Genomic DNA, 22002 nt, shown 5'->3' on the forward strand with positions numbered 1-22002 from the left:
TCCAACAACCAAGTTGGGGCTTTTTTGTTTTACAAAATAAACAGGCTCTAAAAGTGCCATTATTACTAATGTAGATCGTATCTTTGCACGCGAATTTTAAGACCTGATAATTTCAGTCTGCATTAACCCTTTTATTCATGAAAGCAGGAATCGTAGGATTGCCCAACGTCGGAAAATCGACCCTTTTTAATTGCTTGTCCAATGCCAAGGCCCAAAGTGCCAACTTTCCCTTTTGTACTATAGAACCCAATATTGGCGTTGTAAACGTTCCTGACGTACGATTGGAAAAACTAGAGGATTTGGTAAAACCGGAGCGTGTTGTGCCAGCAACCGTGGAAATTGTGGATATAGCTGGATTGGTAAAAGGTGCCAGTAAAGGTGAAGGTCTTGGAAATCAATTCTTAGGAAACATACGTGAAACCGATGCCATTTTGCATGTTCTACGATGTTTTGATAACGATAATATAGTACATGTTGATGGAAGTGTAAATCCAATCCGTGACAAGGAAACCATCGACATGGAACTTCAATTGAAGGATTTGGAGACGGTAGACAAGAAGTTGGATAAGGTGAAAAGAGCCGCTAAGACAGGAAATAAGGAAGCACAAAAGGAAGAAGCCGTACTTGTGACCCTAAAGAATGGTTTAGAGTCCGGAGTTTCTGTAAGGGCCATCGATATTTCAAAAGAGGATAGGGTAGAATTCGTTAAACCATTACAGTTTATTACCGATAAACCCGTTATGTATGTCTGCAATGTAGATGAGGAATCAGCTACATCCGGTAATGCTTACGTAGAAAAAGTGAAAGAAGCCGTAGCAGGTGAAAATGCCGAAGTTATTTTCCTTGCCGTAGGTACAGAGGCGGATATTACGGAATTGGAAACCTATGAGGAACGTCAAATGTTTCTCGGAAGACCTTGGTTTGGAAGAGCCTGGATCTGCAAAATTGATACGTGGTGCATATCGACTTCTGAATCTTGAAACCTATTTTACAGCCGGTGTAAAAGAAGTTAGGGCATGGACCATTCCCGTTGGTGCCACAGCACCTCAAGCGGCCGGTGTCATTCATACCGACTTTGAAAAAGGCTTTATACGCGCTGAAGTAATCGCATATGATGACTATGTGAAATTCGGTAGCGAAGCCAAAGTAAAAGAAGCTGGTAAAATGCGTGTTGAGGGCAAGGAATATATTGTCAAGGATGGCGATGTAATGCACTTTAGATTCAACGTGTAAGCTGAGAAATATCAACAATAGAGGGCTTTCTATTGTTAATTACTTTAAGGGGTAGGGGTTTTATCTTTATGCGAGTCGTGCTATCTTTAGCCACACTTTCATAATTTTTAGTTAAATGTCCCAAGAATCCCAATATACCGAAGATAACATACGCTCGCTTGATTGGAAGGAGCATATTCGATTACGGCCAGGTATGTACATCGGAAAATTGGGTGATGGTTCTTCCGCTGACGATGGTATCTATATTTTACTTAAGGAAGTAATCGATAACTGTATCGATGAGTTCGTAATGGGTGCCGGCAAAACCATTGAAATAACCATTAAGGACAAAACCGTCAAGGTAAGGGATTATGGAAGGGGCATACCGTTGGGAAAGGTGGTGGATGTCGTTTCCAAAATGAATACCGGTGGTAAGTACGATAGCCGGGCATTTAAAAAATCAGTCGGTTTAAATGGGGTGGGTACCAAAGCGGTAAATGCGCTATCCAGTTTCTTTGAGGTACAGTCATCAAGGGACAATCAGTTAAAAACTGCCCAATTTAGTTTTGGAAATCTAGAAAAGGAAGAAGGCCCGGAGGACACTTCTAAAAGGAAAGGGACGAAGGTAACCTTTGTTCCGAGATGAGAGTATCTTTAAAAACTATAAGTACAGGAATGAGTATGTGGAGCGCATGCTCAAGAACTATGTGTATTTAAATCCGGGACTAACCATTGTTTTTAACGGGGAAAAGTTTCATTCCGAAAATGGATTGAAGGATTTGTTGGAAGACAATAACAATGTTGATGACATGTTGTATCCTGTCATCCATTTAAAAGGGGATGATATAGAAGTGGCCATTACCCACAGTAAGACCCAATACAGTGAAGAGTACCATTCCTTCGTAAATGGTCAACATACTACTCAGGGAGGTACACACCAAGCAGCTTTTAGGGAAGCCGTCGTAAAAACGATTCGTGATTTTTACGGAAAAAACTATGACGCTTCCGATGTTCGAAAATCTATTATTTCGGCCATTTCCATCAAGGTGATGGAGCCTGTTTTTGAAAGTCAGACAAAGACTAAATTAGGTTCTACGGAAATGGGAGGTGATTTTCCTACAGTTAGGACGTATATCAACGATTTTGTGGGTAAATACTTGGACAATTATCTGCATAAGAATCCAGAAACGGCCGATAAGCTTCAGCGCAAGATTATCATGGCTGAAAAGGAGCGAAAGGAACTTTCCGGGATACGGAAATTGGCTAGGGATCGCGCAAAAAAAGCCAGCCTACATAATAAAAAATTGAGGGACTGCAGGGTACATTTGGGCGATATGAAAAATGAGAGAAGGCTGGAAAGCACCTTGTTCATTACAGAGGGTGATTCGGCATCCGGTTCCATCACTAAATCCAGGGATGTGAATACCCAGGCGGTATTCAGCCTGCGAGGGAAACCCCTTAATTCTTATGGGATGTCCAAAAAAATCGTTTATGAAAACGAGGAGTTCAATTTGCTACAAGCGGCCTTGAACATAGAGGAATCTATGGAAGATCTTCGGTACAACAATATCGTAATTGCTACGGATGCCGATGTGGACGGTATGCATATTCGGTTGTTGCTCATTACCTTTTTTCTACAGTTCTTTCGGAACTAATAAAGGAAAACCATCTATATATTTTGCAGACCCCATTGTTTAGGGTTCGTAACAAAAAGGAAACCATATATTGTTATAGTGATGAGGAACGTCAGTTAGCCATCCAAAAGTTATCCGGGAAACCGGAAATAACGCGATTCAAGGGATTGGGGGAAATTTCTCCGGATGAATTCAGACATTTCATTGGTGACGATATTCGTTTGGAACCGGTAATGCTTGATAAGGCCATGTCCATTGAGGAGTTGCTGAATTTTTATATGGGGAAAAATACACCTGACAGACAGGAATTTATTATAGAAAATTTAAAAGTGGAGATTGACCTTGTGGAGGAAAATCAAAAATAATTTAGAAATACGATTGCTTCTGAATGGAAGAAAATGAAGAATTGAACGACGAACAGAACAATAATCTATCTGAGGGTCAACAATCAAATAAAGATGAATCCTCCGAAGCCCTTACCAGGGTTACCGGAATGTACAAGGATTGGTTTCTAGACTATGCTTCCTATGTAATTCTTGAACGCGCCGTTCCCGCTATTGAGGACGGATTCAAACCCGTTCAAAGACGGATTATGCACTCCCTTAAGGAATTGGATGACGGCCGTTACAATAAGGTGGCAAACGTTGTAGGGCATACGATGCAATATCATCCGCATGGGGATGCAAGTATAGCGGATGCTATGGTTCAATTGGGCCAAAAGGACCTTTTGATTGACACGCAAGGAAACTGGGGAAACATTCTTACTGGTGACAGTGCAGCGGCATCCCGATACATTGAGGCAAGATTGTCCAAATTTGCTTTGGAAGTCGTTTACAGCCCAAAGATTACAGAATGGCAATTGAGCTATGATGGCAGAAAAAAGGAGCCGGTCAACCTACCGGTAAAATTCCCGTTACTGTTGGCTCAAGGCGCAGAAGGTATTGCAGTAGGGCTTTCTACCAAAATCCTACCACATAATTTCATTGAGCTTATAGACGCTTCCATAAAGCACTTGAAAGGAAAGCGGTTTACCTTGTTTCCGAGACTTCCCAACCGCGGGCATCATCGACGTTAGCAATTACAATGATGGTTTAAGAGGTGGTAAGGTTCGAGTGAGGGCAAAAATCTCCCAATTAGACAAAAACACCTTGGTTATCAATGAGATACCTTATGGAACCAACACTTCTTCTTTAATAGATTCTATTCTAAAGGCAAATGATAAGGGAAAAATTAAAATCAAGAAAATTGAGGATAATACGGCTGCGGAAGTAGAAATATTGATTCATCTGCCATCCGGAATATCTCCCGATAAGACAATTGACGCACTCTATGCCTTTACCGCATGTGAATCCTCCATTTCCCCGTTAGGTTGTATCATTGAAGATAATAAGCCTTTATTCATAGGGGTGACCGAAATGTTGAAGCGTTCCACCGATGCCACGGTAGAATTGTTAAAACAGGAGTTGGAGATACAACTTTCGGAGCTGGAGGAGCAATGGCATTTTGCCTCCCTTGAAAGGATATTTATAGAAAATAGAATCTATCGGGATATTGAGGAGGAAGAAACATGGGAAGGTGTTATTGCTGCAATTGACAAAGGCTTAAAACCATATACTACCCATTTAAGACGTGCAGTTACGGAGGAGGATATTGTACGCCTTACAGAAATTAGGATTAAACGTATTTCCAAATTTGATTTGGACAAAGCCCAGCAGCACCTGGAGAGCTTGGAAGAGAAAATCGCTCAAGTAAAACACCATTTGGAGCATTTGATCGAATTTGCTATAAACTACTTTAAAAACTTAAAGGAAACGTATGGTAAGGATAAAGAGCGAAAATCCGAAATACGCATATTTGATGATATAGAGGCTACTAAGGTAGTAATCAGGAACACCAAACTTTACGTGAATCGGGAAGAAGGATTCGTTGGAACTTCTTTAAAGAGAGACGAATACGTAACAGACTGCAGTGATATTGACGATATCATCGTTTTTACAAAAGATGGCTTAATGCAGGTCACCAAAGTGGATGCCAAGACTTTTGTAGGTAAAAACATCATACATGTTGCGGTTTTTAAGAAAAAGGATAAGCGTACTATCTATAATATGATTTATAAGGACGGTAAAGGAGGTGCCTCCTATATAAAGAGGTTCAATGTCACTTCAATTACTAGGGACAAAAGCTATGATTTGACCGCTGGCACACCTAATTCACAAGTGCTATATTTCTCTGCCAATCCAAACGGTGAAGCAGAAGTAGTTACCGTAAACTTGAGACAGGCAGGCAGTATCAAAAAATTGAAATGGGATATTGATTTTGCGGATGTCCTGATCAAAGGGCGAAGTTCCAAAGGAAATATAGTAACTAAATATTCCGTAAAGCGAATCGAGTTGAAGGAAAAAGGGGTATCAACCCTTAAACCTAGGAAAATTTGGTTTGACGATGTAGTACGTAGGCTTAATGTTGATGGTAGGGGAGAACTGATTGGGGAATTTAAGGGGGATGATTTATTATTGATCATCACACAAAAGGGAGTGGTGAAAACAATCCTGCCTGTATTAACTTCACACTTTGATGAGGATATGATCGTTCCGGAAAAATACAATCCAAACAAGCCTATTTCGGCCATATATTGGGAAGGTGAAAAAGAGCGCTTTTACGTAAAAAGATTTATGATAGAAAATGGAAATAAGGAAGAAAATTTCATTACAGACCATCCAAAATCCTATTTGGAAATCGTATCTACGGACTGGTTGCCAGTAGTAGAAGTAGAATTTCCCAAACCAAGGGGTAAAGACCCAAAGGAAAATCTTAGGTTGGAACTAGAGGATTTTATTGCAGTTAAGGGAATTAAGGCGATGGGGAATCAATTAACTTCTGAAAAGGTCAAGAATATTAATTTATTGGAACCACTTCCCTATGAGGAGAAGGAGCCAGAAGATGCCGAAGATATGGAAGTTGTAGATGAGGAAAATATTTCTTCAGAAATTGAGAGCAAAGGGCAGAGTGGAACCACCAGTAAAAATGATACCTACGAAAATGATGGTGAAGAAGGACAGACTACCTTGTTTTAATTAAGGAATACCATGAAAAGTCTCTTTAAAGAATTCAAGAATTTTGCTGTAAAGGGCAATATGATAGATATGGCCATAGGGATTATCATAGGTACGGCCTTTAATGAAGTGGTCAATACCTTGGTAAAAAAGGTAATAATGCCACCTTTGTCTTTAATGACAGACGACGTTAATCTTAGAAATAAAAAATGGATACTAAGGCAGGGGACTGAATCAATGGAAGAAGTGGCCATAGGATATGGTGAGTTTTTAGAAGTAATTATAGACTTTGGGATTATCGCCTTTACCATTTTTGTTATGCTCAAGTTTATAAATAGGTTTAAGGAAAAGTCGGAAGACCCGGCCAATGCAGAGGTTGTAACACCAAAAAATATAAAGCTTTTGTCCAATTTGGAAAATTTAATGAAAGAACAGAATACCATCCTTAAGAACCAAAATCGGCGTTAATTTTTGAAATATTTATAGTTTTATAGACATGAACTATTTTATATACGCAGGATAAGAACCTTTTCTAACTTATATTTGGCGAAATCACAGAATTAAATGGATTTAACGAACCCCCTCATTTACGGAGTACCTTGTTTTATTGCTTTTATCTTATTGGAATTAACCTATAGCCATACACATGGTGATAAGGAATTGTATGTTTGGAAGGATTTAATGGCCAGTGGTGCAATGGGTATTGGATCGGCCATATTAGAATCGTTGATTAAGGTCACCGTTTTAATCGTTGTTTTTAATTTTACCTATGAACTTTTTAATCCCGTTGTTGATGGTGTAAGGACCAACATCATGGGCTACAAGTCTTTTGGATACGAATGGTATATCTTTTTATTATGCCAGCTTGCAGATGATTTCACCTACTATTGGTTTCACAGGGCAAATCATGAAATAAGAATTCTTTGGGCCGCACATATCGTTCATCACTCATCTGACCATTTTAATTTAGGTACGGCGATTAGAAACGGTTGGTTCACATTATTGTATAAGCCTTTTTTCTATATGTGGATGCCGGCCATAGGTTTCCCTGTGGAGGTAGTGATTTTCTGCTTAGCCATAGAGTCTTTTTGGCAATTCCAACTCCATAGTAAGTACGTGCCTAAAATGGGTTGGATAGAAAAGATATTTAATACCCACACGATGCATCAGGTGCATCATTCCCAAAATGTGGAATACTTGGACAAGAACCATGGAGGCTTTTTGAATATTTTTGACAAGCTTTTTGGCACCTGGAAAGAATTGGACGATGATATCGATGTAAAATTTGGCGTTATTCACGCTCCTAATTCCTATAATCCCCTAGTTATCTTAACCCATGAATTCAAGGATATTTGGAACGACGTGAAAAAAGCTGACAAGTGATCCCATAAATTCATGTATATTTTTGGACCTCCAGGTTGGAGCCATGATGGCAGCACATTAACCGTAAAGCAACAGCAACGTCTTTTTGAATCGCATAAAAGCGCCAACCCGGAGGTGGTCTTTAATAGACCTAATTAACCAAAAATTGGATTAAACTTCCCAACCATCTCTATAGGTCCTGCCAACAAATTGATTCGCCTCCTCTAGATTGGTGATTCTCATATTTTCACCATCCCGGAGCAATTTCTTGCGTGCAAAAAAGTCCATTTGACCTTGTTCATTTTCTTTTCGAAGCATATAACTTCTAATGGCCAAGTTCCCCATGAGTACCGTCTCTGTCATAGGGCCTGCATAATCAAAGGATGAAGTTAACCCAAGATGCTCTTCGCTACCAAATCCTGCTTTACAAGCATCCACCCATTTGCGCTGGTGCCCGTATTCCGGTTCTAGATTTTCTTCTACTTCGGGCCAAATTCTGTAGTACCATCATTGAGATAGAGTTTAGGCATTAAAGGGGAACTGTCATTGATATTAGTGGATATGATTCCTTTTTCGCCTATAATCAAAACTCCATTTGCACTATTTCTACCTCCAATATCATCGTTTGCTGGAATGATATCCGGATGCGCCGGTCTAATACCACCATCGCTCCATGTCATTTCAATAGGAGATTTACTTTTTTCAGTGGCATCAAAATTTAAGGTGATGAATGATGACGGAGGACATCCTTCCGGATAATAATCCGGTGTCCACATTTGTGTATATACTGAGCCAACGCTACATTCCGCAGCAGTGGGGTATTTTAAGTTTAGCGTTCTAAAGGGTATATCCACCAAATGACAACCCACATCTCCAAGGGCTCCTGTTCCAAAATCCCACCAACCTCTCCAATTAAATGGATGCAAATTTGGGATGTAAGGTCTTTCTTCAGCAGGTCCCAACCATAAGTCCCAATTCAAATCCTTTGGCTTTGAGTTTGCATCTGCTTTTGGCATTTGAATTCCTTGTGGCCAAACGGGCCTGTTGGTCCAAATTTGGACTTTGCTTACTGCTCCAATCTTGTCTTCGTCAATCCATTTTTGAACCATCCCCAATAATGGATTGGAACCCCCCTGATTTCCCATTTGGCTAACAATCTTATTGTCCCTGGCCATTTGGGTGAGTTTTCTCGCTTCTTTAATATTATGGGTCATAGGTTTTTGCACGTATACATGAATACCTCTCTCCATGGCATATTTGGCAGCTGGACCATGTACATGGTCCGGGGTGGAAATGGTTACGGCATCTATATTTTTTTTCTTGTCAAGCATGACCCTGAAATCATCATAAAGCTTTGCCTTTGGAAAGGACTCCACCGCCCTGGAGGCCGAACCGGAAAAATCGACATCGCAAAGGGCTACTACGCGCTCCCTTCCATTAACAGAGGCATTGGTTATATCACTGAATCCCTTGCCCCCTGAACCAATTGCTGCCGATTAAGTTGGTCACTTGGGGAAATAAAACCAGGACCTCCCAATACATTTCTTGGAACAATAAAAATGGAGGAAGCTATTGCGCTTTTCTTCACGAAGTTCCTTCGGCTAATCGATTGCTTTTTTTTACTTGATTTTTTCATCTTGATTAAGTACGTTATTTTGTTAATTCCTTACCAATACTTCAAGGTACTAATTAAAAGTAATGCCAAAGACATAAAATAATATGCATTTGGCAATAAACCTTAAAATTCACGAATTTTCATTGTCTCGATATGATTTAAAGAACTGTAGGGATATCTCGCATAAATCGGTGATGAATAGATAATATTAATGGAGATGAGGCAAATGGATACTAATCGACTTTATAGGCAGTTCCTATTTTCACATTATTCTTTCTATTGGGATCTTTTACGGCATTTTTATATTCAAAGGTATACGAGCTATCTGTAGTCTGTATTATCTTATAATGTATACCCACTTTGCTTTTTAAATCCTGCAGCACAAATTCACAATCATTGAGCCATCGAATGGAAGCGCTATCAATCTTACTGTCATAATAATCTATGCTGAATTTTTCTCCCCTCACAAATCGCCCTTGTTTTAGGGAATCCCCAATTTTGTAATTAAAAATGAACTCACCGGTTTTATAATCTTGACAAATCCTGCTTGGTTCGTAACAAGAAAACAAGATTAGAAGGGATAGAACTCCAAATAGTATTCTTTTCAACATGATCGCAAATTAAGCAAAATTGACTTCTAGCAGTACTTTATGTTCTAAGATTTATAAGGGGGGATTCTAATGGTGTTTTTTGACTTTCTTACAGATTAAGATGTTGGTTGTACCATCCAATTCTTCTCTCTCTATCGGAACAAGCCATTACGTTAATAAATACGTTAGATTGTATTAATTTCACCTAATGATTACAGAACATATGTGGGACAAGGACGAATATTTTAAATTTAAGGAGAGATCCGTATCGGGTAGGTATGTTACGAATGAGCATATTCATAATCTATTAAACTCATTAGGTAGAGAATTCGAATTGGATGTGCTAGGCCATTCCGTTGAGAATAGGCCAATATATGGGATTAGTATTGGTCATGGGCCAAGACGCATATTTATGTGGTCGCAAATGCATGGTAACGAGTCTACCACTACAAAAGCGGTACTTGATTTACTTAATTTTCTAAAGAAAGGGTCACAGGGAGCCGAAGCGCTTTTAGATAAGGTTACTTTAAAGATTATTCCTATTCTCAATCCTGATGGGGCCTTTGCCTATACTAGGTTTAATGTAAATGAAGTTGACTTAAATCGGGATGCTCAGGAACGTACACAACCTGAAAGCAAGGTCCTTCGAAAAACCTTTGAAGAATTTAAACCCAACTTTTGCTTTAACTTACACGATCAGCGGACAATTTTTAATGTTGGTAGTGTGGATTGTCCCGCAACCGTATCTTTTTTGGCGCCCTCATTTGATGAAGATCGGAATAACTCAGATTCAAGGGCCATTGCCATGAAGGTTGTAGCTGCAATGAATGAGGAGTTGCAAAAGCATATTCCTAATCAAATAGGAAGATTTGACGATTCTTTCAATCCAAATTGTGTTGGAGATGCCTTTCAAATGGAAGAGGTTCCCACTATTCTTTTTGAGGCGGGACATTATCAAGAGGATTATGAAAGGGATAAAACAAGGGAATTTATTTTTTATGCGCTTCATAAGGCCATCTATACAATAGCCTTTGAACAAGTTAATAGGTATCCTTTGGAGGACTATTTTGGCATACCTGAGAACAATAAATTATTTTTTGATGTACTCATAGAAAATGCCCATGTCGTGGATAAATCTTTAAACGAGAACGATTGTATTTCTATACTTTACAAGGAGATATTGGACAATGATACTATTAAATTTATGCCTACGGTAGCAGAAAAGGGATTCCGGCCCGGTTATTATTTTGGACATAAAATAGTGGATTGTCTAAATGTGGAGGACATGAAATGGTTGGACTCTCAAAAAATTACTGAATTGATCAATTAGAAGAATTATTTTCTGTAATTTTTCGGTCATTACGATTTTCGTATAAAAACGTAATATTTTTTATAATTCTTTTTAATAATTTTTATTTTTGCATAAAATTAATCAACCATGGGTAAAGTTAAATTAGACGAAATTGACCATCAAATTACGGATATGTTGATTGACAACACCGGAACACCTTTTACCGATATTGCCAAAAAGTTATTGATATCCGCGGGAACCGTTCATGTAAGGGTTAAGAAAATGGAGGAGGCCGGTATTATCAAAGGATCATCTCTTACATTGGATTACGTTAAACTTGGATATGCCTTTATTGCTTATGTAGGAATATTTCGGAAAAAACGCATCAGACCAAATTTGTTTTGGAACGTTTGAATCAAATACCTAACGTGACTATTGCGCACATTACAACAGGGAAATTCAATATTTTTTGTAAGATTAGGGCAAAGGATACTACGCATGCGAAAAACATTATTTTCAAAATTGACGATATTGATGGTATCAGCAGAACAGAAACCATGATTTCTTTGGAAGAAAGTTTCAACGATAAGAAACGATTGATGCATACCATTTTTAACGAATTATAGTAAATATTTTACGATATTAGAAAGCCCAATCATTAACTGATTGGGCTTTTTTTGACCCAGTTATTAAGCGATATTCTACGTATGAAAAAATCAGAATTACCAGATCTAGGAGGCTCTAACTTTTACAATGTTTATATAAATACCTTGGACGATGTAAATCTAATGGATGCTTTTTCCGAAGGAAAGGAGTGGTTTTTGGATTATGTAAAGGAACTTCCTTTGGAGAAACTTGGTTTTTCCTATGGAGAAAATAAATGGACCGTTGCTGAAGTTTTAATTCATATTATAGATACTGAGCGTATATTTCAATATCGTGCTTTTCGATTTTCTAGAAACGACAAGGTTGAATTACCAGGTTTTGACCAAGATGAATATATTTCTGAAAGTAATAGTCTAAACAGGATCAAAGAGGATATATTGGAAGAATATTTGGCCGTACGCATTGCTACCATCACCTTGTTTAAAAATCTTGGCAATGAGCAATTGAGCCGAGTTGGAATTGCCAGTGGAATACCATGGAGTGTGGCCGCTTTGGGCTTTGCCATTAGCGGACACCAAAAGCATCACGAAAACATTCTAATGGATAAATACGCTTAGCTTAGTCGTATTCTGAGTACTCCTCTTCATCAGATTCATAATTCATTTCCATTTCCGGAATGATTTCTTCATCCTCTTGCATATCGCCCTCAGGTTTCTTGCTTCCGAGTTCCCTTTCTATGGTATCTTCAAAGTTTGCAATAAAATTGGAGAGACTTTTGCTGATTTTAACAAGATATAAGGTATCCTCAGTCCTTAGCTCTACGGCTTCCACATATTCCCCACTTGCATTTTTGAATACGATAATGTCTTCGTCCCCATAGCCATAAGGGTATTTTTCAATCAGTAAAGAGGCTAGATGATGGTCTAATTTTTTGTAGTCAATGAGTCGTCTGGTCATAATAGTAAAGGTTGGTTGATTTTTAATTTAAATCTTTAACCTAAACTAATTATTTAATCCATTATGCAATGTAAAGAGTTGTGAAACAGTAGTTTTAGTATATGAAGATTTTATTCCATGTAGTATGCAAAAGCTTCCTTGAACATATCTGTAGGTACGGTAACATCGATTTGGGTTTCACCAATATGCTTTAAAAGAACAAAATTGATATTTCCGTGGGAATTCTTTTTGTCGTATTTCAATAGTTCAAGGATGGCGGTAATATCACCGTCTGTAAAATCAACTTTTGAATAATATTTAAAAAAAGTAGATTTTATATCTTCTAGTTCACCTTGAGTCAACCCGGTAAGTTTACAAGAGAGATATCCCTCGGTAATCATTCCAATAGCAATGGCCTCCCCGTGTAACAAGGTTTCCTTGTTCTCATTCTCCAAAAAATAGGATTCAATGGCATGGCCTAAAGTATGACCGTAGTTTAAAACTTTACGAATGTTTTGTTCGGTAGGATCTTGTAGTACGATATCGTTCTTAAGCGCTACCGATGGCAGAATATGATTTCTTAATTCGAAGAGTGAAGTTACGTCCTTTAAGGATTCCCAGTACTCTACATTTCGTATAAGACCGTGTTTGAGCATTTCTGCAAAACCGCTCGTAATTTGTCGTTCATTCAATGTCTCCAAGAAATCGGATATAATTAGGATCATTTCACGGTTGATTGATAACCCCTATTTGATTTTTCAAAGGTCCAAGATCTATTCCGGTTTTACCCCCAACCGAAGCATCCACCATGGACAATAGGGTAGTGGGTACATTTATAAAGTTTATACCTCTTTTGAAGGTAGAGGCCACAAACCCTCCAAGGTCGGTAAGTACCCCACCTCCTAAATTGATCAATAGGCTTTTGCGGTCGGCACCAAGTTCGGATAGTGCCTCCCAAACCCCAATACAGGTTTCAATGGTCTTATTGACTTCACCCGATTCTATTTCAATGATTTCAAAATTATAGTCCACAGTAATTTCGGACATAAACTGGGGTAAACACAATTCATGGGTATTTTCATCTACCAAAATAAAAATACTAGAGTAATCTTGGGAGGATAGGTGAGAATTTAGAGCCTCGAAGGCAGTTTTGTCAAAATGAACCGAATAAGAATCTGATACTATGGACTTCATGGAACCTGAATTATGAATAGACCAAAAAACTTTAATTTAAGAGCGCAAAATAAAGGTTATTTTAATCAATAGAATAGAAATCCTGTCTTTATCTTTGGAGCCTTAAAAATTGTATGCATATGGATGCTATTTTTGAGAATACCGCAACTGCATTTTCTCTAAAAACAGATTCAGAGTTAGAACGGGCCTATTTTCTTTTTAAGATGATTGCCAATGAACCTTTGGTTAGGATAGGAACGGCCATGACCAATTTTGCCATTAAGGCCCATCTTCCTGTAGAAGGGCTTATTCGGGCGACTGTATTCGACCACTTTTGTGGTGGCGTCAATGAAGCCGATTGTATGCCAGTGGTGGACAAAATGTTCGAAAAAGGAGTATGTTCCGTATTGGATTATTCCGTAGAAGGAAAGGATGAAGAAGATCCTTTGGACAATGCAACGGAAATGATTTTAAAGATATTGGATTTTGTAAAAGAGAAGGATGCTATTCCATTTGCTGTTTTTAAGCCATCCGGATTTGGTAGGTTTGCCTTATATCAAAAGATAAGTGAAGGAGGAAAATTAACGAAAAAGGAGGAGGCGGAGTGGCAACGGGTCATCAATAGGTTTGATAGAGTGTGCAAAAAGGCTCATGACCTGGATGTATCCTTGTTAATAGATGGAGAGGAGAGTTGGATGCAGGACGCCGCCGACCAGCTCGCGGAGGATATGATGCGGAAGTACAATAAAAGGAAGGCTATTGTATTTAATACCCTTCAGACCTATAGATGGGATAGGCTACCATATTTAAAGGATTTACACGAACGTGCGCTAAAGGAAGATTTCAAAATTGGAATAAAGGTTGTGCGCGGTGCTTATATGGAAAAAGAGAATGAGAGAGCCCGTGAAAAAGGATATCCAAGCCCTATTTGTGAATCCAAAGCCGCTACCGACGAAAATTTTGATGCTACAATAGCCTATATGGTAGAGAACCTTGATGATATGGCCATCTTTTCCGGTACACATAACGAAAATAGTTGCTATAAACTCATGCAATTAATGAAGGAAAAGAGGGTAGAAAATGACAATGAAAATATTTGGTTTGGTCAACTCTATGGTATGAGTGATCATATTTCCTTTAACCTCGCCTCCCATGGTTATAATGTGGCAAAATACCTTCCTTTTGAACTGTAAGGGATGTAATGCCTTATTTGATTAGAAGGGCAGAAGAGAACACCTCTGTAGCCGGTCAAACCAGTAGGGAGCTGTCCTTACTTAAAAAGGAACGTAAACGAAGAAAAATTTAATTATCGAGCAAGTATTGATTCAATACTGGCTTTATCTGGACAATTTTTTACCCAAGCTTCCAGTTTTCTTTCTTTTTGGTCCCCTTCGATAAAATAGGTTTTGCAGGGACTGCTCTTTGTGTCACTTTCGGAAAAGTCTACCTCTCCATTAGTAAGGAGAAAAGCTATATCTAGGGAATCTAATTCCTTTTCAGCTAATAGACTTTGTACTTTATTTGAATAATAAAGTGGTTTTGATCTTATGTCCTTTAAGGTTCTACAGTTTGGGAAATAGCAAAAGCTTACCCCGGTTTCATCGGACTTTTTTCTTAGAAACATGGCCAAAAAGATAATTCCAATGGCAAAGCCTCCCAAATAAAATCCCAAACGCTTTAAAAAAGTCATGGTTGTAGATAAAATGTAGAGCGTAAAATTATAGGATTATTACGGATGCTGAAAGTAAGTTCCTGAAATTCTAAAATATTAGAAAGTTGATGTCACTGTAAGATAGGTCAAACCAATCCCCGACCGACTTATTGGTAAGGATTCCATGGTACATATAGAGTCCGTTCCGTAACCCCTTATCAAATCGGAGAGAATTTTCCAACCCCCCATCTTCGCCTATTTTTAACAAATACGGGGTGAAAATATTGCTGATGGATACAGAAGCGGTTTTCGGATATCGTGAGGGAATATTGGGAACACCATAATGCAAAACCCCACATTTTTCTATAGTAGGCTTATGATGATTGGTAATCTCGCTAGTTTCAAAACACCCGCCCGTATCAATACTAACATCTATGATAACCGCACCTTTCTTCATATGTTCTACCATAGTCCTTGTTACTATGACAGGCGACCTTCCTTTGCCGCGAGTGGCTCCAATGGCCACATCACAGCGTTTTAACGACTTTAGTAAATTTTTGGGTTGTATTGTTGACGTATACACTGTCTGTTTCAAGTTGGTCTGTATATTTCTTAGCCTAGTGATGGAATTGTCGAAAATTTTCACGTTGGCACCCAGCCCAATAGCAGACCTTGCCGCATATTCGCCAACGGTTCCCGCGCCAATAATCACCACTTCGGCAGGCGGTACACCACTAATATTACCAAACATAAGACCATTTCCCCTATTTGTCGCGGCCATGAGTTCAGCTGCAATTAGTACGGAAGCGGTTCCGGCAATTTCGCTCAGGGATCTTACGGCAGGGTACTTTCCATCCTCATCACGAATATATTCAAAGGCGATAGCGGTAATTCTTTTTTTGGCCAACTCCTCAAAGTATCCTTTGTTCTGTGTTTTTATTTGTAAGGCCGAAATTACCGTGGTCTGAGGGTGAATTAACCCAATTTCCGATAGGGTAGGAGGCTCTACTTTAAGTAGCAAGGGACAGGAAAATACTTTTTTTGTATCCTTTGTTATTTCACCTCCCGCATTTATATAGTCGGTATCGGAGAAATTTGCCCCTTCACCGGCTCCCGATTCCAATAGTACCCTATGACCATTGGAGGTTATTGCATTTACCGCATCAGGAGTAAGGCAAATCCGTTTTTCCTGATACTGATTTTCTTTAGGAATACCGATAAAGAGTTCCCCTTTCTGCCTTAAGACTTCAAGGGTTTCCTCCTGTGGAATCAATTGGTGTTTGCTAAATGGGGAGCTTGGTTGGTTCATACGAGGTATTCTAAAATAGGAATTTAATCCTCAACCAAATATATGATTTTTAGATAAAAGTTATTTTCAAGATTAATGAGATAACCTATTAGTTAAAATTTGAAATTAAACCAGTTTTGAAGTTTGTCCTGGAACACTTTAAGCCCCTGCTCAATATTATCCGTGGAGAGTTTTCTGTCTATTTCTTCGGAAAGGGATTTTTGTTTCAATTCATCTGATAGTTCCTCTTTCTCATTTTGTGAAATTGATGAATATCCATCAGAAATATCTTTATCCTTTAATTCTTGAAGTTCGGCCTCCATGGCTTCCAGATCAATACCATGAACATATTTGTCATATAATTTTACCCGAATAAAGTAAACAAATGGAATTATAATCATACAAATTGGGAGAAGCCATAATAAATTTGCAGTATCAACAGTATCATCATTTACAAAGACTACTTCAAAGATTTGAAAAGCATACATTGCAATTGGAATCAAAATAATATGATACCACCAATTTTTTGACGTCAAAAACCGTAATATAAGTAAGTAAAGTGGAACAATCTTGCTAGTTAGAAACCACAAGTAAGTTGAAGCATCCTCGAATCCTCGTGTAGAAATTTCGAAACCAAACACATGCCCAACACCATATTCATCAAGAGGCACATACTCATAAATTTTATATAAGAAGGGAGAAAGGGCTATAAAAAAAACTAATATTGTTTCTAAATAAATTTTCTTTTTAGCTTTCTTTTTTCTTGTCCTCGATACCATTTTTCCGCTATATTATAATTTGCTAACGAGAAATAGGGATATATAGTATAATTTTATGCAATAAAAAAGGGTGGAAATTCCACCCTTTAAAAGTTAAAGAAGAAATTAGTTAAATCTTCTTTGTAAGTTTTCTTTTCTCAATTCCCAATTGTTGATCATTATCAACAGTTATAATTGGTGCGGCCATGGCGAATAAAAAAATACCTAAGGCCAAAGAAGCCAAAAAAGTTCTTTTGTTTTTCATTTTCACTAGGGGTTTTTTTAGTTAGTACTCTATGTTCTAGTACAAACGTAAGAAATAATGGACAAAAAAAATGCATTTAAACGTTAAAATTGTGTATTTGAACGTAAAAAATGTGCATTTCATCGATTTGAAAGCATTTCATCGAAAAATTACAATAAAAACCTTACTAAAACGATGTGGTTAATTCTGAAAAATGAAGGTAATCCTGAAGCGAATTTTTTAAAATGTTGATATCCTTCGGTTGAAGCATCCGAATTTCAATTTTTAACTCGATAATATCGGCTGGTAGTAATGATTGGATTTTTTCAGGCCATTCCATAAAAATATAGCCATCGGTGTTGAAATAGTCTTCCAATCCAAAATCCAAGGCTTCCATTTCGTCCCTTAGCCTATAAAAATCAAAATGATAAGCTATTAGATTTCCATTGGTATCTTCATATTCATTGACCAGTCCAAAAGTGGGGCTATTTACTTCATCCACGCTTCCCAATTCCTGCACTAATGCTTTTATCAAAGTAGTTTTACCGGCGCCCATAGGTGCGTAAAAGGCATATTTAGTATTTGGGAATTCTGTTAAAATTGTTTTTGCAACTTTTTGAAGCTCATGTTCCTTATAAACCAATTCCATAAGTACTATTTAGCCTCCAAAACTATAAAAGGGACAATCATTTCCTCTAAAGAAACCCCGCCGTGTTGATATGTATTTCTATAATAACTTACGTAATGGTTGTAATTATTGGGGTAGGCAAAGAATAGGTCGTTTTTAGCAAAAATAAAGGAACTACTTACGTTGATGTTGGGCAGAAAGATTTTACTCGGGTCTTTTGCCGCAAACACATCTTTATCTTCGTAGCTAAGACTTCGGCCCGTTTTATATCTAAGGTTTAAACTGGTGTCCCTGTCACCTATGACCTTGGAAGGTGATTTTACATTGATGGTCCCATGGTCTGTTGTAATGATTAGCTTGAAACCCATTGTTTGCGCTTGTTGTATGATTTCCAATAAAGGTGAGTTTTTGAACCAACTCTGTGTTAGGGATCTATAGGCCTTGTCATTGGAGGCCAATTCCTTTATTACTTCCATTTCCGTTTTTGAGTGGGAGAGCATATCTACAAAATTGTATACAATTACAGTAAGGTCATTTTCTTTTTGGGATCTAAAGTTCGGGATAGTTGTTTCCCCTGCTTAAGACTACTTATTTTATGGTATTCCCATTTTAAATCAAGCCCAAGGCGCTTTAATTGTGCTTCCGGAAATTTGTCTTCATAAAGATTTTTGCCTCCATCGTCTGTATCGTTTTTCCACCAATCGGGATATTTTTTTTCCATGTCCAATGGTGTCAATCCGAGAAAAGATCGCATTTCCGGCATATTGGGTAGCCGTTGGCAAAATGCTGAAATAGGATTTCTCCTTGGTCTTTTTATAGAATGATCCTACCGTATCCTCAAAGGAATACCATTGGTCATATCGTAGATTGTCGACCACAATCAACAATGTTTTTTCTTCCTTTATTTCAGGGGCAATCCAATTTTTAAACAGGGTATGTGATAGTATTGGGGCATCACCTCCGTTGAACCAATCCTGATAATTTTTGTCGATGAACTTTCCAAATTGATTATTGGCCTCCACTTTTTGGGATTCCAATATCTCAAACATACCACTGTCTTCAATCTGTTCTAACTGTAGCTCCCAGTATATCAATTTTTTGTAAAGTTCTGCCCATTCCTCGTATGAATTGACCATGGACATGTTCATGGCAATTTTTCGAAATTCTTGCTGATAGCTACTGGTCGTCTTTTCCGAAACGAGTCCGGAATGATCTAAGCTCTTTTTAAGGGAAAGTAGTATTTGATTGGGGTTTACAGGTTTTATAAGATAATCTGCAATTTTTGATCCTATGGCTTCTTCCATTATAAATTCTTCCTCACTTTTGGTAATCATAACCACGGGAAGGGAAGAATCGATAACTTTTATTTCGCTTAATGTTTCCAAACCAGATATACCGGGCATGTTCTCGTCCAGGAATACAATATCCACTCGTGTTTTCTCCAATTCTTCCAAAGCTTCCTGACCACTTTGGCACGTTATAACGTCATAATTTTTATTTTGAAGGAAAATAATGTGTGGCTTCAATAAATCCACTTCATCATCTACCCGGAGAATTTTTATTTTGTTCATTTAGTTTTTTTAGGACTTTTAATAAGGGTCTTCCAATCTCTAATTAGTTATAAAACATTCTAAATGGTGTAAGTGCATTTGTATAACTTTGATAATCAGAATTAATTTCGTTGCATTAAATGATACCCAACAAACTCACCATATTTAACGATCCAATTTACGGATTTATTAGGATTCCCAGTGATTTGATTTTTGACCTAATCGCACATCCATATTTTCAGCGGTTAAGAAGAATATCTCAAATGGGACTTTCATATATGGTATATCCAGGGGCGCACCACACTAGGTTCCACCATGCACTTGGTAGTATGTACCTCATGCAAAAATCTGTACAGGTATTGCGTTTTAAAGGAGTCGACATTTCAGATGCCGATGAAAAAGGACTTTTAGGTGCCATTCTTCTTCATGATATAGGTCATGAATCTTTTTCACATGCTATGGAACATAGTATCGTAAATGGGGTATCCCACGAGCATATATCGTTGCAATTCATGAAAGAGTTGAATGTTGAGTTCGATGGCCAATTGGAAGTGGCAATTTCTATCTTCACAGGGAAACACCCTAAAAAATTTTTAAATCAATTGGTTTCAAGTCAGTTGGACATGGATCGATTGGACTATTTAAAGAGAGACAGTTTTTACACGGGGGTATCGGAAGGGAATACTAATGCAGAACGACTCATTACCATGTTAAATGTAGTAGATGGAAATCTGGTCGTAGAAGAAAAGGGAATTTATTCGGTGGAGAAATTTTTAATGGCAAGGCGTTTTATGTATTGGCAGGTATACCTTCATAAAACTGGGGTGGTAGCAGAACAACTTCTGATCAGTATTTTAAAGCGGGCACGACACTTAATAGGAGAAGGCAAAAGTATAAAAGGTAGCAAATCGTTGCTTTTTTTTCTTCATAATAGCATTCAATTAGAGAGTTTTGATAATGAAGTTCTTGAGCAGTTCTCAAAGCTTGACGATATCGACATTCTTTCAGCAGTAAAAGAATGGCAAGAAGAGGACGACAAAGTATTACAGCTTCTATGTAAAATGTTGATCAATAGAAAGCTGTTGCACATAAAGGTAAAGAAGGAACCTATTAAACAGGCCAAACTAACCAAAAAGAAGAAAAAGGTAGGGGAGTTGTTGGGTTTAACGACGGAAGATGAAATTTCCTATTTTATATTCACCGGTGAAATTGAGAACAGGGCATACAATGATACCAGTCAGAACATTAATATTTTGAGGAAAAATGGGAAGATTGTTGATGTAGCGAAACTTTCCGATCATTTGAATATAAGTGCACTTTCCAAAACGGTGACCAAATATTATATATGTTACCCTAAAGATGCCGTTTAACAATTTTTCTTACATTTGTGCCCATGGTGTTTACAGCAGGTCAAATTGCGGGTATTTTAGAAGGTGAAGTCCATGGAAATCCTGAGATAGCCGTACATAAATTGGCCAAAATTGAAGAGGGTGAAAAAGGTTCTTTAACCTTTTTGGCAAACCCCAAATACACTTCCCATATTTACAAAACAAAAGCCTCCATTACCATTGTAAACAAGGATTTTATTCCGGACCAAGACTTACAAACGACGTTGATTAAGGTAGATGATGCCTACAAATCCTTTTCCAAATTATTGGAATATTACAATCAGGTTAAGAACAATAAAATAGGAATAGAAGAACCGGTTTTTAAATCGGAAACGGCCTCCTTCGGTAATGAATTGTACCTAGGTGCTTTTTCCTATCACGGGAAATAATGTGACCATAGGAAACAATGTCAAAATCTATCCGAATGTGTACATTGGGGACAATGTGAAAATTGGTGATAATGTTGTTGTTTTTGCCGGTGCCAAAATTTATTCAGAAAGTATTATTGGGAATAATTGTGTAGTTCACAGTGGAGTTATTATCGGCGCCGATGGTTTTGGATTTACTCCCAATTCCGATGGAGAATTTAGTAAAGTTCCACAAACGGGAAACGTAATCTTGGAAGACAATGTGGATGTTGGAGCGGGTACCACAATTGACAGGGCCACATTAGGTTCGACAATTTTAAGAAAAGGCGTAAAGCTTGACAATCAAATACAAATAGCACATAACGTAGAAATTGGTGAACATACTGTGATTGCTGCCCAAACCGGAGTAGCAGGTTCTACCAAAATAGGAAAACATTGTATGATTGGCGGGCAAGTTGGTATCGTGGGTCATATAGTAATTGGCAACAATGTCCGTATACAGGCCCAATCCGGTATTGGAAGAAATGTAAAAGACAATGAAGTCTTACAGGGATCTCCTGCCCTGAACTATGGGGACTTTAATAAATCCTACGTACACTTTAAAAACTTACCGAAAATAATTAATAGAATCGACAACTTGGAAAATAAGGATTGA

At 37.9% G+C, this 22002-nt stretch carries 14 protein-coding genes and 9 pseudogenes; 11 read left to right on the plus strand and 12 right to left on the minus strand.

Annotated elements, in window-relative coordinates:
* The first annotated feature begins 137 nt into the window (after positions 1-137).
* The 5 genes and pseudogenes from ychF (at position 138) to NYZ99_RS08855 (ending at position 7420) form a co-directional block, all read left to right on the plus strand.
* Positions 138-1233 (plus strand): annotated as a pseudogene (gene ychF, locus NYZ99_RS08835) (redox-regulated ATPase YchF).
* 115 nt (positions 1234-1348) lie between these two features.
* Positions 1349-3211, plus strand: a pseudogene (locus tag NYZ99_RS08840) (DNA topoisomerase IV subunit B).
* Positions 3212-3234: 23 nt separating this feature from the next.
* Positions 3235-5920 (plus strand): annotated as a pseudogene (locus NYZ99_RS08845) (DNA gyrase/topoisomerase IV subunit A).
* A gap of 12 nt (positions 5921-5932) precedes the next feature.
* A complete protein-coding gene (gene mscL / locus NYZ99_RS08850) occupies positions 5933-6367 on the plus strand; it encodes a large-conductance mechanosensitive channel protein MscL (protein ID WP_260574929.1) in 435 nt (144 codons plus the stop codon).
* Between the two features lie 96 nt (positions 6368-6463).
* A pseudogene (locus tag NYZ99_RS08855) lies at positions 6464-7420 on the plus strand (sterol desaturase family protein).
* Between the two features lie 12 nt (positions 7421-7432).
* On the opposite strand, the gene NYZ99_RS22890 reads toward NYZ99_RS08855, so the two are convergent.
* From NYZ99_RS22890 to NYZ99_RS08865, 4 genes are all read right to left on the minus strand, one after another.
* Positions 7433-7699, minus strand: coding sequence for a hypothetical protein (locus NYZ99_RS22890; protein ID WP_420845206.1), 267 nt, complete (start codon positions 7697-7699; stop codon positions 7433-7435).
* Positions 7700-7740: 41 nt separating this feature from the next.
* The gene (locus NYZ99_RS08860) at positions 7741-8748 is read right to left on the minus strand and encodes a Gfo/Idh/MocA family protein (RefSeq protein ID WP_420845220.1); all 1008 of its coding nucleotides are present in this window, start codon (positions 8746-8748) and stop codon (positions 7741-7743) included.
* Positions 8715-8849 carry a hypothetical protein gene (locus NYZ99_RS22895; RefSeq protein WP_420845207.1) on the minus strand — a complete coding sequence of 45 codons (135 nt, stop codon included), beginning with the start codon at positions 8847-8849 and terminating at the stop codon, positions 8715-8717. The genes NYZ99_RS08860 and NYZ99_RS22895 overlap by 34 nt, the downstream gene beginning before the upstream one ends.
* 260 nt (positions 8850-9109) lie before the next feature.
* Positions 9110-9487: a hypothetical protein gene (locus tag NYZ99_RS08865; RefSeq protein WP_260574931.1), complete on the minus strand. Its 378-nt coding sequence runs from the start codon at positions 9485-9487 to the stop codon at positions 9110-9112.
* A gap of 187 nt (positions 9488-9674) precedes the next feature.
* Between NYZ99_RS08865 and NYZ99_RS08870 the strand changes: the two genes are divergently transcribed.
* From NYZ99_RS08870 to NYZ99_RS08880, 3 genes and pseudogenes are all read left to right on the plus strand, one after another.
* Positions 9675-10796, plus strand: a complete 1122-nt coding sequence (locus tag NYZ99_RS08870; protein WP_260574933.1) for a M14 family metallopeptidase — start codon at positions 9675-9677, stop codon at positions 10794-10796.
* Between the two features lie 108 nt (positions 10797-10904).
* Positions 10905-11383, plus strand: a pseudogene (locus NYZ99_RS08875) (Lrp/AsnC family transcriptional regulator).
* An 81-nt stretch (positions 11384-11464) separates the two neighbouring features.
* Positions 11465-11980, plus strand: a complete 516-nt coding sequence (locus tag NYZ99_RS08880) for a DinB family protein (protein WP_260574935.1) — start codon at positions 11465-11467, stop codon at positions 11978-11980.
* A gap of 1 nt (position 11981) precedes the next feature.
* Here the strand turns inward: NYZ99_RS08880 and NYZ99_RS08885 are convergent, their stop codons facing one another.
* Together NYZ99_RS08885 and aroB are read right to left on the minus strand one after the other, a co-directional pair.
* Complete coding sequence (locus NYZ99_RS08885) at positions 11982-12320, minus strand: hypothetical protein (protein WP_260574936.1); 339 nt, start codon at positions 12318-12320, stop codon at positions 11982-11984.
* Between the two features lie 110 nt (positions 12321-12430).
* Positions 12431-13493 (minus strand): annotated as a pseudogene (gene aroB / locus NYZ99_RS08890) (3-dehydroquinate synthase).
* A 119-nt stretch (positions 13494-13612) separates the two neighbouring features.
* On the opposite strand from aroB, the pseudogene NYZ99_RS08895 reads away from it, so the two are divergent.
* Positions 13613-14778, plus strand: a pseudogene (locus NYZ99_RS08895) (proline dehydrogenase family protein).
* On the opposite strand, the gene NYZ99_RS08900 reads toward NYZ99_RS08895, so the two are convergent.
* The 6 genes and pseudogenes from NYZ99_RS08900 to porX all read right to left on the minus strand — a co-directional run bounded on the left by NYZ99_RS08900 (position 14779) and on the right by porX (position 19612).
* On the minus strand, positions 14779-15162 hold the full coding sequence (locus NYZ99_RS08900) for a DUF4258 domain-containing protein (protein ID WP_260574938.1): 384 nt from the start codon (positions 15160-15162) through the stop codon (positions 14779-14781). It abuts the pseudogene before it with no gap.
* Between the two features lie 70 nt (positions 15163-15232).
* Positions 15233-16432, minus strand: a complete 1200-nt coding sequence (locus NYZ99_RS08905; protein WP_260574940.1) for an alanine dehydrogenase — start codon at positions 16430-16432, stop codon at positions 15233-15235.
* A gap of 92 nt (positions 16433-16524) precedes the next feature.
* Positions 16525-17190 carry a hypothetical protein gene (locus NYZ99_RS08910; RefSeq protein ID WP_260574942.1) on the minus strand — a complete coding sequence of 222 codons (666 nt, stop codon included), beginning with the start codon at positions 17188-17190 and terminating at the stop codon, positions 16525-16527.
* A 109-nt stretch (positions 17191-17299) separates the two neighbouring features.
* Entirely contained in the window at positions 17300-17434 is a 135-nt protein-coding gene (locus NYZ99_RS08915) for a hypothetical protein (protein ID WP_260574944.1), read from the minus strand.
* Positions 17435-17600: 166 nt separating this feature from the next.
* Complete coding sequence (tsaE, locus tag NYZ99_RS08920; protein ID WP_260574947.1) at positions 17601-18062, minus strand: tRNA (adenosine(37)-N6)-threonylcarbamoyltransferase complex ATPase subunit type 1 TsaE; 462 nt, start codon at positions 18060-18062, stop codon at positions 17601-17603.
* A gap of 5 nt (positions 18063-18067) precedes the next feature.
* A pseudogene (gene porX / locus NYZ99_RS08925) lies at positions 18068-19612 on the minus strand (T9SS response regulator signal transducer PorX).
* A gap of 119 nt (positions 19613-19731) precedes the next feature.
* Here porX and NYZ99_RS08930 point away from each other — a divergent pair.
* Complete coding sequence (locus NYZ99_RS08930) at positions 19732-20961, plus strand: HD domain-containing protein (protein ID WP_260574948.1); 1230 nt, start codon at positions 19732-19734, stop codon at positions 20959-20961.
* Between the two features lie 23 nt (positions 20962-20984).
* Positions 20985-22002: pseudogene (lpxD, locus tag NYZ99_RS08935) on the plus strand (UDP-3-O-(3-hydroxymyristoyl)glucosamine N-acyltransferase).

It is taken from the genome of Maribacter litopenaei, from assembly GCF_025244665.1.
Classification (GTDB): Bacteria; Bacteroidota; Bacteroidia; order Flavobacteriales; family Flavobacteriaceae; genus Maribacter; species Maribacter litopenaei.